The organism is Microcystis sp. M015S2, assembly GCF_020245945.1.
Taxonomy (GTDB): domain Bacteria; phylum Cyanobacteriota; class Cyanobacteriia; order Cyanobacteriales; family Microcystaceae; genus Microcystis.
In genome coordinates this window covers 1-15,203 of the sequence record NZ_JADBTX010000122.1, presented here as the reverse complement: position 1 = coordinate 15,203, position 15,203 = coordinate 1, and the positions used below count along the sequence as shown (strand labels likewise).

The following is a 15,203-nucleotide window of genomic DNA, read 5'->3' as shown; positions in this document are numbered from 1 at the left end:
GAGTCAGAAGCCAGTAGTCGGTCGTCAGGAGAATTAAGAATGAGCATTAATCAATTAAATGCTCTATTTAGGGATTTTATGCAATTTTATGTCTATTTTTCTCATTTTTGCACTCTCAAAAATTAATTATGCAAGAACTCTTATGAATTGGGAGGTGGGGAAGTGGGGAGACCACTTCGTGCGCGTTGCGGGGGGAGACAGGAGACAGTATACAGGAGACAGAAGTAACTGATAACAAGGGACGAATCTAAAACCTTATTTCTAATCTTCTTTTTAGGTGGGAGAATTGCCAGATTCCTTCTTGGAGACTCTTGCCTGTTGCCTGTTGCCTCCTGTCTCCTGTCTCCTGATTTAAGCATAAATACTTGTTGACAACTCATAGTCGTTATGAGTACACTTAATTTATACAAACTCAAAATGAGTACGACTGAGCAATTAGGAGTTGACGATTATGCTACCAAACCGAGAAGGGCAGAGAGTTCCCGATGTCACCTTTCCCGTGCGTCAAAATAATCAATGGGTGAACATCACCAGCGAGGAATTATTCAAAGGAAAAACCGTTGTTCTTTTTGCCTTACCCGGGGCATTCACTCCCACCTGTTCCACCTCCCATTTACCCGGATATAACGAATTAGCCCCAGTTTTTCGGGAAAATGGCGTAGATACTATTGTTTGCTTGTCGGTGAATGATACCTTTGTCATGAACGAGTGGGCAAAAGACCAAGAATGTGATAATATCCTTTTAATTCCCGACGGTAACGGCGAATTTAGCGCAGGAATGGGGATGTTAGTCGATAAAGCTGACTTAGGTTTCGGTAAACGTTCTTGGCGCTATTCGATGCTAGTCAAAGATGGTGTTATCGAGAAAATGTTCATCGAACCGGAAGAACCGGGAGATCCTTTCAAAGTCTCCGATGCGGAAACGATGCTAAACTACATCAACCCAGAAGCCAAAAAACCGCCTTTAGTCTCTCTTTTCTCGAAAGTCGGCTGTCCCTACTGCCTCCGGGCCAAGAAAATGTTAGAAGAAAAAGGCCTACAATACGAAGAAATTATCCTCGGACGCGATGCCAGCAGTCGTTCTCTGCGGGCCATGAGTGGCAATACCACCACCCCGCAAGTCTTCATTAACGGGCAATTAATTGGCGGTTCGGAAGAATTAGCGGCTTATTTAGAAGCATAATCAATTATCAGCTAGATAAAGGACTAGGCATTAAGTTTAGGACATTCTTAAATTTTGCAACTGATTCACGGCTTACTGTTGCCTGTCACCTGTTACAAGGGCGCAGGACTTGCGCTCATAATGTAAACATAGTGAAGATTTTTCAGCCAATGTCCAAGAGAACCTTTTTTGTTTTTCAATTCAAGGAGAAAGATTATGGTAGCCACTCCAGTCAAAACCAAAACCACGGGACAATACTACGCCACTCGTATCGATTTAGCATTAGATATCCGCAAAGCTGTGGTTGAAATCTTAAGCCAAACCCTTGCCGCTAGTTTAGACCTAAAAACTCAGGTTAAACAGGCCCACTGGAATGTAAAAGGTTTAAATTTCTACCAATTGCACAGCCTCTTCGACGAAATGGCCACGGAATTAGAAGGCTATGGGGACATGGTAGCAGAACGGATTACCGCTTTAGGTGGAACCGCTTTGGGAACAGCGCGCATCGCTGCCGCTAACTCGATTCTCCCAGAATATCCGGCTGATATCGTCGATGGTAGTGAACATATCGTTGCTTTAGCCGAACGTTATGCCTTATACGCTTCCCATCTTCGTTCTGCTATTGATACCACTGGCAATCAAGGGGATGCAGACACAGCAGATCTCTATACAGAAATCTCCCGGGACATCGATAAACGTCTCTGGTTCCTAGAAGCGCATCTGATTAAATCGGAAGATGTTATCGAATAAATTTGGGGTGTGTTAACTTAGCTTAATACACCTTAAATTCTCGTAATCGGTAAACGTAGCCAATCACTTAACTGTTGTGCCAACCAATCTAATTCGGCTTCGCTAACATCTTCACTGGCAGTGATAACATATTCTCGATGGTTGGCAACGAGAACCAGAGAAGGAGGAATAATATTAACATTTTCTCCCTGCATAGTGACGGTGACATTGCGACGAATGAGACTATAAATTTCGCAACTAGCGGCATCGGCAGTTAGTTTAAATTTCAGCCCCCAGAGTTTTTGGTAGAAAGAAACTTTTTTGGGGGTAATTTTTAACTCTAGTTCCCCCTGCCAAAAAGATTTCCATAACTGCCAAGATAAACTAGAGGAGATTAAATTGAGCAGAAAAATTAGGATAATCGGGATTAAAAAAGCGACCAGTTTGAGATCATAAATACCGACTATGGTTAAGAGAATGATCGTAAAGAATAGGGATGGTAAAAACTGTCTTAACTGGGTTTTGAGATTGTTGAAAAACTTTTGTTTGGTTTTACTAGCGATTTTTATTTGCAGGAGATTATCTTTTTTATAAACAGTAACTTCGCTGCCGTAGGGTTTGGTCAGATTGCCAATAGATACTAAGATCAATTGACAACTATATAAGCTGGCTAAAGCTTCTGTCACCGAACGAAAATGAGGGTCTGGGGGGGAGTTTGATAATCTTTTTAACCAATAGATGAAAAAAGCACTTAGATTAGTTTTTTGCTCAAAGTTTTCGGGTATGTAACGATGCTTAATCCCCGTGGCTAAACTGATCAAACTTTTACCTAGATCCTGTAAGTCGGTGGTGGGAGAATCGGAATCAAAGACAAAATCAACTAGATAAAAACGATGGGACTGGGTATCAAAGAGAATATTACTAAGTTTAATATTGCCGTGGTTAAGGGGGACATCCTGCTGATGCAGATAGGAGAGAATCTCCAAAAGATATTTGGCAATTTGTTTGAGATCTTGTTCTGCTAATAAATAACTGGAGTTAAGATAGTTTTCTAAAGGCTGCGCTGATAAATAAGGTCGGACAATAGCGATGATTTGTTCCTGGGATGAATCTATCTCAAAGCTATCGAGGTATTTGGGGAGAGATGGGTGAGAGAGTTGTCGCAACAGGGCAATTTTACCAGTTATTTCTCCGATAAACTGACTCCCTTGACCCCTAGGAACAGGAATAAGTTTAATGATAACTAACTGGGTGGTGTGTCTGTCCCTCGCTAAGATAGTTTTTTTTCCTAGTAACTGTTGGACTTGATAACGACTATGGAGAACTCGATCGAGCATGGGGGAGGATGGAGTAAGTAGTATCTCTAGGATAGCTCACTCTGGAAACTCTAGCCGCCATCTTTAGCATCCTTTTAATATTTTAACAATTGATTAAAAATTCCCGTCTTACCTAGAAAGAATTGCTATAGTAGTCCTATTTCAGTTATACTTCGCACGTTCACAACTTAAACTTTTCCTTGTTAATATAGTTTCTCTATTTCCCGCCTTATTCGCCTAATCTTAATTTAATTGAAAGGCTGTGTAAATTTGTTAAAAATAAATGCTTATATGCCAAATATTATGAAAACTTTTATGAGTTTTCTTCTGCTATTTATGGATGTCTGAATGATGCCTATTTGAAACATAAAAATGAACTGGATTCCTTGCTAACTCCTACGATTTCAGAAGTTTAATAAATCTCAGATTATGACCATCTAAAGTATAAACAACCGAAAAAACCGGTGGTCTTATCTTTGCTGTCACCACAAGGTAAATGCCTACTGATGGACAGGAGACAATTCTTGCTCTTGCAGAAGCGGAGGCATCGAGGTTATTGACAGCCGCCTCTGTGACAATTCTGGCACTTGTATCGCCTGTCCTGTGGCTCAAGTGACTATGCTAAAATCGGTCAACTAGAAATGACGAGAAACGATTTTTTCAATAGTCGCCTGGGTATCCTGCAGCAGTTTCTCGCGACTATCTCTAGTATTAGTCAGACTAGGCACGAGATTACGAGCTTGTAAAGCCATGTGAAGTTGTAGTTGGGCCACATACTCGCGGATATCTTCGCGGGTTTCCGATTGGTTGGGATGAAACATAGAGAAACTGGAAGGGTATGTCTAGCTGATGGGGGTCTTGTCGATAACTCCTATACAAGTTATCACGAGAGCTTAGGTTGCAGTCAAGGGTCGGCTCCAACTCTACACATTTCTCAACACAACTTATCTCTCTTCTGTCATTCTAGGCAGAAGAGAGTCATACTAAATTCGGTTATTAAAAACTGATTATTTATTCCCCCTATTGCCTCTTGCCTCTCCTCATAAGTAGCCTGCACTCAACGGATTTAGTATCAGTGGCACTTTACACAGACTGTGAGTCTCAGCCACCTGAGAAGATCACGCATATCACCCAAGGCAAGGGTTATAGCCGCAACTTGAGCGAAACGGTCTTGAACCATCTACTCCCGTGTCACCTCGTTTTCAGGCTCTTGAAAATATTGCTTTTTTTTCTCAAAGACAGTAAACTCAAATGTATTGTAAATGTATTTCAGATGAATTATGACTCTATATCTAGTAGAGGATGATCGACAAGAAAGGACAAAAGAAGAGGTGAGCGAGATATTGGAGCGCATTGCCACAGTCGCATCAAAATCGCAGGGAGAGTTAATCGAAGCCCTAATCGGTGGAACAGAGGGGCGGTTATTCCTGATTATCAAAGCGATCGATCGCGCCTCCCTCGAACAAGTACTAGAAAACGCTGGGCTAAGTTGGCAACTAATCAAAGAAATGCGCTTGATTGGGCAGGACTTAGCCACTGTGCGAGAGCGCAAAGACAAAGCCAACTATCTAGTACAGTGGAATTTACCCCCGGGGCTAACGATGGAAACTTACCTGCAACGAAAAGCGGAGAAAACTCCCCTTTATGCTCAAGTGCCGGAAGTCAGTTTCGAGCGTACCTATGTTTGCGAAGACTTGAGTAAATGTCTCTGTTTCTACGATAGTCCCGATGAAGCGGCGGTAAAAAGAGCCAGAGAAGTGGTCGGCGCACCTATCGATAGTTTGACCTCGATTGAAAATATTCACCCCTAGGAGAGAACAATTATGCTCGATCGAGGCTCCGAAATCCTTTCTTTTCTGGAAGAAAGAGCCACTGACCTCAACAACGGTACAGCTAATCTCAACGTCGGTTGGGCCCTAACCAAGCTAGGAGAATCGGGCTGGTTCGGCTATGCTATACCTGAAAGCTTAGGAGGCCAGGGTGGCTCCTTATTACAGGCAGTAGAGGCGATCTCCGCTGTGTCCCAATGCTGCCTGACCACCGGTTTTGTTTTCTGGTGTCAGCGCGTCTTCATTCAATATCTGGCCGCCAGTAATAACACTTACCTACAAAACAAAATTCTACCTGCTGTTCTCAAGGGAGAGATAGCCGGGGCGACAGGACTCTCCAACGCGATGAAGTACCTCGGCGGGATCGAGGAGCTGCGTTTACAGGCAAAGATCGAAGGAGAAAACGTCACTGTTAATGGCTTCCTGCCCTGGGCCTCTAACCTCGACTCTAAGGGAGAATTCATAGTGGCCGTTGCCGCTCAAACTAGATCTGGACAAACTCTTATCCTCGCCCTTCCCTCCTTCGCAGAGGGGTTAAAACGGGGTGAAGACCTACAATTATTGGGTTTACAAGCTTCCCGCACCAGTACCCTTGAATTCGATCGAGTTCAGTTATCTCACGACTGGATTATCAGCTTGGAAGCAGCAAAATTTTTACCCTCAGTCCGCCCCTGTTTCTTGCTGTTACAATGCGGACTGGCCCTTGGCATTACGCGTAAATCCCTCGCGGAGACGGAGAAAAGTTTAGGGGGAAAGGCAGCGGTAGCCAGCGATCGTTATTTCTGCGCCCGGGAGCGTCTGACTCGTCTAGAAAAGACAATCGAGCAATTCAGCACCCTAGAAAGCTTCGATCTCGGACGAACACGCCAACTATTTACCCTCAGAGTGGACATTACCCGGTTAGCGGTGGAATCCGTATGGTTAGAAGCGGAAATTAAGGGAGGAAAAGGCTATTTCCGTAATAGCGACACGGCCCGACGGCTGCGCGAGGTCGCCTTTTTACCTGTGTTAACTCCGAGCCTGATTCAACTGGAAAGAGAATTACAACGTCAGTCCGCTACCGATAAAATTCTCACTGGCGAACTCGAGCGAGCGGGGGTGAGGGAATGAGTATCGCCACTGATTACCCCGTCCTCAGCCTAAAAAATCTCCATAAACGCTATAAAACCCGCCATGGCTACCGTACCGTTTTTGAGGATATTAACCTACAGGTGCGCTCCGGTGAGGTGGTTTGTTTGCTCGGGGCCAGTGGTTGCGGTAAATCTACCCTCCTTGCTACCGCCGCTGGTTTGCAAAGTGCCGATGGCGGAGAAATACAATTGCACTCACGACCCCTACAAGCACCAGACATCCGCAGCTCGATCGTCTTTCAATCCCCCGCCCTTTTACCTTGGTTAACCGTTTGGCAAAACGTGGCTTTTGGTTTGAAATTAAAGCGGATGCCCCGCCTCGATCATCAGCAATTACGCGAAAGGGTTCACACCGCAGTTAAAAGCGTCAAACTAGAGGGCTTCGAGCGTGCCTATCCTCATCAACTATCGGGCGGTATGGCTCAGAGAGTTTCTCTAGCCCGCGTCCTTGCCCGCCGCCCCTCTCTCCTGCTCCTGGATGAGCCGTTTAGCGCTCTCGACGCGATCACCCGTTTCGAGATGCAAAAACTCCTCCTAGAAGTCATAGCTCTCTATAACAGCACGGTTCTCCTCGTTACCCACGACATCGACGAGGCCCTATTAGTGGCCGATCGAGTTCTTCTCATGGGCCGTCATCCGGTGGGCATCCGCCGAGAATGGACGATCTCGATGGCGAAACCCCGTTTCGAGTCAGCCAAGCTTTTGAGTGATCTACGCCGGTCAATTTTTGAAGAATTAGCCCTTGTCATGACACTGTAAATCCATGAACCTACACGATAATTGTGCTTGTTGCGGCATGAGCCGTCGAGATTTTCTGAAACTTTCGGCACTGTTTACCAGTTCCTTCGGGGCAGCGATCACCGCCGATAATTGGAATCTTCCCGTTAACGCCAATGCCAACGATCAGCCTGTGAAAATCGGTTATCTACCGATTACGGATGCCGCCCCCCTATTGGTGGCCCACTCGCGAAAACTTTATCAAGCGGAAGGTTTAACTACAGAACAACCGCGCCTATTCCGTTCTTGGGCGCAGATTGTTGAGGCCTTTCTCGCTCGGCAGGTGAACGTTATTCATGTTCTTTTTCCCACCTCGATCTGGATTCGTTACGGGCGCAATTTCCCCGCTAAAATCGTCGCTTGGAACCATACCAACGGTTCAGCCCTCACCGTCCTTCCCGATATTGAAAATCCCAGGGAATTGGGAGGTAAAACGATCGCGGTTCCTTTCTGGTATTCGATTCATAATTTGGTCTTGCAACAACTCTTACAACGTAACGGGCTGAAAATAGTTCGCAAAGCCAAGGACGCGCCGATCGCGTCTAACGAGGTTAATCTAGTGGTTCTCCCGCCCCCGGATATGGTATCAGCCCTCGCCAATAAGAGCATCGGCGGTTATATCGTTGCTGAACCTTTCAACGCGGCGGCGGAAAATCTAAAAACCGGTAGGGTTCTCCGTTTCACTGGCGATGTCTGGAAGAATCACGCCTGTTGCGTCGTCTTTGTTCACGAGGAGGATATTAGGCAACGGAAACAATGGACGCAGAGGGTGGTAAACGCCCTCGTTAAAGCTCAACTCTGGTCCCGGGGCAATCGCTCCGAAGTAGCCCGGATTCTCTCTAAAGATGGTGGAAAATATACCCCTCACCCGCTGCCGGTATTGCAACGGGCGCTTACTTACTATGATCGCAATTTCTATAAAAAAGACGGAGCGATCGAGAATCCAGCTTGGCAGGTCAACCGGATCGATTTCCAGCCCTATCCTTTCCCTTCCTATACGGAGGAACTGGTACGCTTACTAAAAATCACTCAGGTAGAAGGAAATACCGATTTTCTCCAAAAACTGCAACCCCGACAGGTGGCGCGGGATCTCGTGGATGACTCTTTTGTCCGTAATGCCTTGCAACAGGTGGGCGGACCGAAAGCTTTCGGCTTACCGAATAATCTCTCCCGCATCGAGACGATCAAATTTTAAAGGTCTGAACCCATGAAGTTACAATCTTTGACCTACCCGCCAAGAGCTTTACTACCCTTATGGGGTATCGGTTTTGGATTATTGCTCTGGTGGCTATTTACCAGTCCTCTATGGCACTCAAACCCGATTTTAAATGATTTTTCCCCTGAGCGATCTTTTGTCGCTTTATTACGTCTTTTTGTTGGGGGGGAGATTATGCCCCATATCCTCACCAGTTGCCGCCGGGTTATTGTGGGCTTGGTTCTCGCTAGTGCCATCGGTGTGCCGTTGGGGGTATTAATCGGGTTGTATCGCTCCCTTGAATCGGCTTTGTCGGCCCTATTTCAATTTCTCCGCATGATCTCGCCCCTTTCTTGGATGCCTTTAGCGGTGATGGTTTTGGGAATTGGTGATCTACCTGTGTATTTTTTGCTGACGGTGGCGGCTATCTGGCCGATCCTTCTCAATACGGCTGCTGGGGTTAACGCGGTTGATCGCTCTTGGTTGACTTTAGCCCGCAGTCTCTGTGCTACCCGAGGGGAAACGGTTTTCCAGATTATTCTGCCTGCGATCCTCTCCCATCTCTTAACTGGTTTCCGTTTGGCTATAGGTATTATCTGGATCGTTCTTGTACCGGCGGAAATGCTGGGGGTTAGTGCGGGTTTGGGTTATTATATTCTTGATACACGCGATCGACTCGCTTATTCAGAGTTGATGGCGGTGATTCTCGTTATTGGCGCGATTGGTTATCTGCTCGATTGGGGTTTGCGTCTGGCTCATCGCTCTTGGACGCATCAAGATTAGCCTATTGGTTCGACTATTTCCCTAAACCTATTTTAATCCCACATTCCGCACCCTAAGTGTCACAAGGTCTCAAAAGAGGGAGGGGCGTGAGTCAAAATACTTATCTAGAGGAGTTAGTTGGCGGCAAGCTGCCACCAACTAAGCCGAAATTTTCAGGGTTCCTCCGCTCATTCTCAATAAATAGTGCTTGTTGAGAATGAACGGGCAATCGGACTTAACATCTAGCGGGAGATGTTCGAGTTGCTCGCTTTGTTTTGTCACCCCTTGAAATCAATCCATCTGGTCAAGATAAGTAGTCGTGCAAAATTAATTTCTTGGTTAGGATAGGCAAAAGGCAAGAGGCAAAAGGCAAAGGCTTTATCGAAATGTGTAATTAATTTTGCTTAGGTACTTAAGAGATAATATTCCTGGCAAGGTTTGGGGAAAAATCCCAAAATGTTCCGCCTCTCATCCGTTAAGTTGCTAATCTTTTGATTGTCTTGAATAGGTCGGAGATGAATCCCTTGAAAGCGCTGAAATATCCAGCGTAACCTCGGTCGGTTAGTCAACTTAATCAACTGATTTTTCAGTCCCGTCTCCTGCTGTTTTAAACTCAGACGAAGTTGTCTTTGACCAATAGTATAAACCAGCAGGCACAAGCCCATGAGCAGGGCCATAACCTCAATTGGAAACCATTGAGACTTGTTCGTTAATAATTTCAACGATGCCTATTTCATCTATAATTCCGGCTACTAATCCCAGATGGTCTAGATTTTTAACTTGAATTTCTCTTGATTGAGTCATGGAACAACAACGCCAGCCGTGAAAGGGGTCAAACAATTCCTATTTTCTCCTATTAGCTCAATATCCCCTAGCGGATGCCAGAAAACCCTCACCAGCTAAGTATTTTTCCTCAAATCTGTCGAAGGGGACAGCTTATGTGACAGTTGAGGGTGCGGAATGTCGGTTTGAGAGTGTAGAAGTTGTCAAAGAACTAATACCAAATCCGTTTTTAATAGTGTGATTAACTCTCAAGTGATGAATTGTTTCTCCCCACACCCCACTTCCCTATCACCCCACTTCCTCAATGGAATTACACGGCAAAGCCACAGTTGTTCTAGATTTGCAATTTATTAAATCCTCATTCCTAACTGAAATGCCCACTACCCCATCATTTGCTGACATTAGGGGGTTGATCGCCTCGACACCGGTGATCAATGGAAGTTTCGATGATATTATCTTAGTGCATGGAAATCCACTCTTGATTTAGGACTGTATATCATGACCCACGCACCTATATCCCCAGTCGTGCTGGTTATCCTTGATGGTTGGGGTTATCGCCCGCAAAGGTCGGATAATGCGATCGCAATGGCGAAAACCCCGATTATGGATAGTCTCTGGGAAGTGTATCCCCACACCTTCATCCGCACCTCCGCTAAGGATGTGGGACTACCAGAAGGACAGATGGGCAACTCGGAAGTTGGCCACCTGAATATCGGAGCGGGGCGAGTTGTACCACAGGAATTAGTACGAATTTCCGATGCGATCGAAGATGGTTCGATTCAACAAAATCAGGCTTTATTAAAACTCTGCGACGAGATTCGCCCTAAAAAAAGCAAATTACACCTAATTGGTTTATGTTCTGAGGGAGGAGTCCATTCCCATCTCGATCACTTACTGGGATTATTAGACTTAGCGAAAGTGCAAGGGATTAGCGATGTCTGCATTCATGTCATCACCGATGGTCGCGATACCAATGTCACCGACGGAATGCCGGCGATTAAACGGATTCAAGAACATATTAATAAGATCAGTCTCGGTCGCATGGTGACTCTCAGTGGGCGTTATTATGCCATGGATCGGGATCGCCGTTGGGATCGGGTGGAAAAAGCCTATAACGTGATGACCAGTGATCAAGGTATTGACGGGCGATCGATTACTGAAGTATTACAGGCATTTTATGATCAAAATATTACCGATGAATTTATTCCCCCCACCAGAATTGCACCAGGGGCGATCGAAGCAGGCGATGGGGTGATATTCTATAATTTCCGTCCCGATCGAGCTAGACAGTTATGTTATGCCCTGACTATGCCCGATTTTGAAGATTTCGAGCGAGATTTAATTTCTCCGCTCAGTTTTGTCACTTTCACCCAATACGATCCGAAATTACCGGTAGATGTGGCCTTTGCTCCCCAGAATTTAAATAATATTTTAGGACAGGTGATCGCTCAACAGGGATTAAAACAGTTTCGTTGTGCGGAAACCGAAAAATATCCCCACGTCACCTACTTTTTTAATGGGGGGTTAGAAAAACCCTTTGAGGGAGAAGTGCGCGAATTAATTCCCAGTCCAAAAGTCGCCACCTATGACCAAGCTCCGGCCATGTCGGCAGCCGCGGTGACAGCATCGGTCTCTGCGGCGATCGAACAGGGGATCTATAGTCTGGTGGTAGTCAATTACGCTAACCCCGATATGGTGGGTCATACGGGCATTTTAGATGCGGCCATGAAAGCAGTGGAAACGGTGGATCTATGCTTGGCTAAGTTGTTAAGTAGCATCAATAAATTGGGGGGAACAGTGTTAATCACCGCCGACCACGGTAACGCCGAAACGATGGTGGATGAGTCGGGTAATCCTTGGACGGCCCACACGACTAATCCCGTTCCTTTAATTTTAATTGAAGGGGAAGGGAGAAAAATACCCGGCCACGGTGGCGATGTGCAGCTGCGGGATGATGGTCGTTTAGCCGATATTGCCCCCACTATCCTAGAAATTCTCCAAATTCCCGTCCCGATAGAAATGACAGGGCGATCGCTGATTAAACCAGCCGAAGTGGAAATTAAAGCCAGTCGCACTCCCGTCCGCATCTCGCTTTAACGAGTAAAAAGTCAATAAAGGGGAATTTTATGCTGAAAACCATCGAAGGTGTTTATCGAGATGGACAAATACACCTAACCGAGTTACCCAATGATATTAGCGATCGCTCACAAGTGCTGGTGACTTTTCTCGATCAAATCGATCCTAGTAAGCTCAGACAACTGATGGAGTATTTAGAGAGCATTGAGGGGATTCAGCAAGGTTTTGAGGAGATAAACTCTGGTAAAACCCGTCCTCTTGCCGATTTTGCCCAAGAAATGGCCGAAAAATATGGTATTTCAGGTTGAAATTACCCCAACTGCCACGGCACAGATCGAAAAAGCCTATCGCTGGTATCGAGGTTATAATGCTGAGTTTGCTGACCGTTGGTTTCGAGGATTAATGAATGCTATTGCGACTCTGCAAGAGAAACCAACTCGTTGTGCTTTAGCGCTCGAACAGACGATTTTTCTACCCAAAGAAGTCCGACAACTTTTTTATGGGAAAGGTAAAAATGTCTATCGAGTGCTTTTTACAATTAGAGATAGTACGGTTTATGTGTTATATGTTCGCCATAGCGCCCAAGCACCACTAACACTTGAGGATATAGAGGATGAAGAGGACTCCAGTTGATAACTAATTCAAAGCTGACGGCTTGATAACTGCTATACTTTGTAATGGAAAATAGAGAGTAATGATCATGACAGTGGTGCTGGTAGTACAGATTATTTGGGCGCTGGCGGCGGCCTTTCTGGCGATTTTGGTGTTATTACACAGTCCCAAAGGGGATGGTATTGGCGGTATTGGCGGCCAATCACAGATTTTTACCAGCGCAAAAACGGCGGAAAAAACCTTAAATCAGGTGACTTGGGCGTTGGGGACGGTATTTATCACCCTAACTATTGTACTGAGCGCCGGCTGGTTAAATCGCTAAATGCTAAGAGGTTGGTTCTCTTTTCTAGGACTCGCAGCCTTGGCGAGTCTTTTGCTGTTTTCCTATTCTTTGATCGCCGACAGTCGATCGCTACCAGAGTTAAAAACCCATCCTTTACCCGCTAATTTAGCCCAATGGCAAGAGCAAAACCAGTCCGGGGATTATTTTGATGCCGTGGAAATCAGCCCCGTGGGGGCGTTGATTTGGTCGCAATTTCCCGTGAAGATTTATCTTCAGAGCGATCGCAGTTCTTGGCTGAGTTTGGTACAACAGGCGATCGCTGAATGGGGGCAGTATTTGCCGATCGAGTTGGTAAATCGGGCAGAATTGGCCGATATCCTCATTAAACGGGAGTTACCGCCGTCGGGAGTCCGTTTTAATGCCGAAACGGGTAAGTTAGAACTGCCCCGGGTGCGTTCTGCCATAACACAATACGAGATTTTTGTCAAGGAAAATCGCTTAACTCATCGGATGAGTATCCAGATTAGTCCTAATTTAGCCGATCGGTCGGCCTTAGCGGCAGCGCGGCACGAATTAGGTCACGCTTTGGGAATTTGGGGTCATAGTCCCCTAGAGACGGATGTGATGTATTTCGCTCAAACTAGAGATATTGCCCCGATTTCTAGCCGGGATATTAACACTTTAAAAAAGGTTTATCAGCAGCCAACTCAGTTAGGTTGGCAGATGGATCAGCTAGGGTATCTAATACCTGAATAAGTAAATTTCGGTGGCAGGGTTGTCGGGTTCGATGAATTTGTTGTTAAGGAAGCAACATAGTTTGAAGGCTATTGAAAATTCTTCTGTATCGATCGCTTGAAAGAGATCCCAAATAGCGTACTATCCTATTTGAGTCGATCGCTCGTACCTGATCTAAAAGAATAATAGAATTTTGGGGTAAGCCAGCTTCACCAGTCGCCAATTGAGGATATAAAGTGGGTGAAGCAGCTGCCCAAATTTGGTTGCGATCGCTAGTCATGGGAGCAACTATAATCAGAGGAAAACGAGGAATGCCCAACTTTTGAGGAACTCCAATAACTAAAGCGGGACGAATTCCTTCCTGTTCTCTGCCTTGGGGGTTTTGCGTCGGGAATCTGGCGATCACCACATCTCCAACAACTATCGGATCGGACATTAATCTTTGCCACCCTCGACAACTAAGCCAATACTAGAAACATATTGTACGGGTTTGCCTAACATTAAGGGATCTATTTCTCCCCAATCGTAAGGTTCATAATCTTCTAAACGAGATAGTTCGCTATCTAACCAATCATCTCTAGGGGCTGTTTTTTCCGAGGGATTGGGCTGTTTCAGGGAGTCTAAGGGTTTAGTCATGGGGAAAAAATGTCCTATACACAAACATTTTACCCACTATTGACTAACTTTTTAGTTCATCTACACCTCTATTTCCTCTAGCCATGTCTGAATCACGCTGATTAAGTTGGATTGTTGGGGTTTGAAATATTTGTTTGAGTAATTGTTTCGCTTCTTATCTTTCTTCGTCTGATAAATAATCTTTTCCTTTGACACTGGAAAGATAGCTTTTGCTATTGCCGACAGCTTGAATATAACGCTGTTTTCCCTGATTAAAAATCTCTGTAAATCTCTGATGTTGCTGCCTTTGAATTTCGTTAGGTTGATTCATTATAAGTATAAGTAAGTAGGTGTTAAAAGTTGTCAAACACCCCCCTTATCAAGGTAGCCTATCCCTTATAGGGATCTTTCTTAACAATTTTTTCAGTAAGCACTTCAACCCTTATCCTGACTTGATTTCAGTTTTTTCTTTGTCAGTAAGGGTGTCAACAAGGAATATTACAAATTGTTAACCGAGTCTTGAAAGCCTTGTGCTACAAGGGTTTGAAATGTTAAGAAAGATGTGACTAAAGGACAGCAAGGTAGCAGGGGGGATCAGCACCCCCCTTATCAAGGTAGCAGGGGGGATCAGAGGCAAAATCTATCTTCAATGTAATTATAACTACTTACTTAACCGACTAAGATGCAGCAATGTTCCTGACTCCATTGCTATCTGTTAACCTATAGATAGAATATTTTAAATCAGCTTATGAAAGTGGTGCGGCTGGCTTTGGTGTTAACTTTGGCATTGATGATCATGCCGCCGACAACAGTGGCACAAACACTGGAGCAGTTATGGCAACAGGGTGAAACTGCTCAAGCGCAAAAAAAATACCCGGAAGCCGAAAGAATCTGGCGACAAATTATTCAGCTTGATCCTAACAGTGCTGTGGCTTTTAGCAATCTCTGCGCTGCGCTATTCCGTCAAAATAAGTTAGACGAAGCACCGATTTTCTGTCAAAAAGCTCTTGCTCTCGATCCAAAACTCCCAGAAACCTACAACGGTCTCGGTAACGTGCTGAGGGACCAGAAAAAACTGACAGAAGCCGAGGAAATGTACCGTCGGGCGCTCGCTCTTGATGATCAGTATGTCTATGCCTACTACAATCTCGGTAACGTGCTGAGGGACCAGAAAAAACTGACAGAAGCGGAGGAAATGT

General features: G+C 45.2%; 18 protein-coding genes and 3 pseudogenes. 14 read left to right on the top strand and 7 right to left on the bottom strand.

The features are described from left to right. Window positions 1-451: 451 nt before the first annotated feature. Entirely contained in the window at window positions 452-1,183 is a 732-nt protein-coding gene (locus IM473_RS20290) for a glutathione peroxidase (RefSeq protein ID WP_287659073.1), read from the top strand. 195 nt (window positions 1,184-1,378) lie between these two features. Continuing rightward, entirely contained in the window at window positions 1,379-1,912 is a 534-nt protein-coding gene (gene dps / locus IM473_RS20285) for a DNA starvation/stationary phase protection protein Dps (RefSeq protein WP_287659074.1), read from the top strand. A 32-nt stretch (window positions 1,913-1,944) separates the two neighbouring features. Here dps and IM473_RS20280 read toward each other — a convergent pair whose 3' ends face one another. Further along, window positions 1,945-3,228 carry a protein kinase domain-containing protein gene (locus IM473_RS20280; protein ID WP_287659075.1) on the bottom strand — a complete coding sequence of 428 codons (1,284 nt, stop codon included), beginning with the start codon at window positions 3,226-3,228 and terminating at the stop codon, window positions 1,945-1,947. 194 nt (window positions 3,229-3,422) lie between these two features. On the opposite strand from IM473_RS20280, the pseudogene IM473_RS20275 reads away from it, so the two are divergent. Next, window positions 3,423-3,648 (top strand): annotated as a pseudogene (locus IM473_RS20275) (transposase); the annotation flags it as partial. 194 nt (window positions 3,649-3,842) lie between these two features. Here the strand turns inward: IM473_RS20275 and IM473_RS20270 are convergent. Then, entirely contained in the window at window positions 3,843-4,028 is a 186-nt protein-coding gene (locus tag IM473_RS20270) for a hypothetical protein (protein ID WP_002731861.1), read from the bottom strand. Between the two features lie 459 nt (window positions 4,029-4,487). Here IM473_RS20270 and IM473_RS20265 point away from each other — a divergent pair, with 459 nt between their 5' ends. Genes IM473_RS20265 through IM473_RS20245 form a run of 5 tightly spaced genes read left to right on the top strand, consistent with a single transcriptional unit; the run spans window position 4,488 to window position 8,921 of the window. Then, on the top strand, window positions 4,488-5,018 hold the full coding sequence (locus tag IM473_RS20265) for a DUF4242 domain-containing protein (RefSeq protein WP_287659076.1): 531 nt from the start codon (window positions 4,488-4,490) through the stop codon (window positions 5,016-5,018). A gap of 12 nt (window positions 5,019-5,030) precedes the next feature. Next, the gene (locus IM473_RS20260; RefSeq protein WP_287659077.1) at window positions 5,031-6,146 is read left to right on the top strand and encodes an acyl-CoA dehydrogenase family protein; all 1,116 of its coding nucleotides are present in this window, start codon (window positions 5,031-5,033) and stop codon (window positions 6,144-6,146) included. Beyond that, window positions 6,143-6,925 carry an ABC transporter ATP-binding protein gene (locus IM473_RS20255; protein WP_287659078.1) on the top strand — a complete coding sequence of 261 codons (783 nt, stop codon included), beginning with the start codon at window positions 6,143-6,145 and terminating at the stop codon, window positions 6,923-6,925. Before IM473_RS20260 ends, IM473_RS20255 begins: the two co-directional genes overlap by 4 nt. Before the next feature lie 4 nt (window positions 6,926-6,929). Continuing rightward, window positions 6,930-8,138 carry an ABC transporter substrate-binding protein gene (locus IM473_RS20250; protein ID WP_287659079.1) on the top strand — a complete coding sequence of 403 codons (1,209 nt, stop codon included), beginning with the start codon at window positions 6,930-6,932 and terminating at the stop codon, window positions 8,136-8,138. Between the two features lie 12 nt (window positions 8,139-8,150). Next, window positions 8,151-8,921 (top strand): ABC transporter permease, encoded by a 771-nt coding sequence (locus tag IM473_RS20245; protein WP_287659080.1) that lies wholly within the window; start codon window positions 8,151-8,153, stop codon window positions 8,919-8,921. Between the two features lie 383 nt (window positions 8,922-9,304). Here the strand turns inward: IM473_RS20245 and IM473_RS20240 are convergent. Both IM473_RS20240 and IM473_RS20235 read right to left on the bottom strand, forming a co-directional pair. Then, a pseudogene (locus IM473_RS20240) lies at window positions 9,305-9,586 on the bottom strand (IS1634 family transposase); the annotation flags it as partial. A 7-nt stretch (window positions 9,587-9,593) separates the two neighbouring features. Further along, window positions 9,594-9,704: pseudogene (locus IM473_RS20235) on the bottom strand (DUF4277 domain-containing protein); the annotation flags it as partial. A 477-nt stretch (window positions 9,705-10,181) separates the two neighbouring features. Between IM473_RS20235 and gpmI the strand changes: the two are divergent. The 5 genes from gpmI (at window position 10,182) to IM473_RS20210 (ending at window position 13,410) form a co-directional block, all read left to right on the top strand. Beyond that, complete coding sequence (gpmI, locus tag IM473_RS20230) at window positions 10,182-11,780, top strand: 2,3-bisphosphoglycerate-independent phosphoglycerate mutase (RefSeq protein ID WP_287659082.1); 1,599 nt, start codon at window positions 10,182-10,184, stop codon at window positions 11,778-11,780. 29 nt (window positions 11,781-11,809) lie between these two features. Further along, the gene (locus IM473_RS20225) at window positions 11,810-12,067 is read left to right on the top strand and encodes a hypothetical protein (RefSeq protein ID WP_002736285.1); all 258 of its coding nucleotides are present in this window, start codon (window positions 11,810-11,812) and stop codon (window positions 12,065-12,067) included. Further along, entirely contained in the window at window positions 12,051-12,392 is a 342-nt protein-coding gene (locus IM473_RS20220) for a type II toxin-antitoxin system RelE/ParE family toxin (protein ID WP_002774217.1), read from the top strand. Before IM473_RS20225 ends, IM473_RS20220 begins: the two co-directional genes overlap by 17 nt. 67 nt (window positions 12,393-12,459) lie before the next feature. After that, window positions 12,460-12,693, top strand: coding sequence for a preprotein translocase subunit SecG (gene secG / locus IM473_RS20215; RefSeq protein WP_002736485.1), 234 nt, complete (start codon window positions 12,460-12,462; stop codon window positions 12,691-12,693). After that, window positions 12,694-13,410 carry a hypothetical protein gene (locus IM473_RS20210; RefSeq protein ID WP_002774214.1) on the top strand — a complete coding sequence of 239 codons (717 nt, stop codon included), beginning with the start codon at window positions 12,694-12,696 and terminating at the stop codon, window positions 13,408-13,410. Window positions 13,411-13,453: 43 nt separating this feature from the next. Here the strand turns inward: IM473_RS20210 and IM473_RS20205 are convergent, their stop codons facing one another. The 3 genes from IM473_RS20205 to IM473_RS20195 form a co-directional block, all read right to left on the bottom strand. Beyond that, the gene (locus IM473_RS20205) at window positions 13,454-13,825 is read right to left on the bottom strand and encodes a type II toxin-antitoxin system PemK/MazF family toxin (protein ID WP_002774212.1); all 372 of its coding nucleotides are present in this window, start codon (window positions 13,823-13,825) and stop codon (window positions 13,454-13,456) included. After that, window positions 13,825-14,025 carry a hypothetical protein gene (locus tag IM473_RS20200; RefSeq protein WP_002765629.1) on the bottom strand — a complete coding sequence of 67 codons (201 nt, stop codon included), beginning with the start codon at window positions 14,023-14,025 and terminating at the stop codon, window positions 13,825-13,827. The genes IM473_RS20205 and IM473_RS20200 overlap by 1 nt, the downstream gene beginning before the upstream one ends. Window positions 14,026-14,179: 154 nt before the next feature. Next, the gene (locus tag IM473_RS20195; RefSeq protein WP_002774210.1) at window positions 14,180-14,335 is read right to left on the bottom strand and encodes a hypothetical protein; all 156 of its coding nucleotides are present in this window, start codon (window positions 14,333-14,335) and stop codon (window positions 14,180-14,182) included. Between the two features lie 417 nt (window positions 14,336-14,752). On the opposite strand from IM473_RS20195, the gene IM473_RS20190 reads away from it, so the two are divergent. Continuing rightward, on the top strand, window positions 14,753-15,203 hold a 451-nt coding region (locus tag IM473_RS20190; protein ID WP_287690551.1), incomplete at its 3' end, for a tetratricopeptide repeat protein.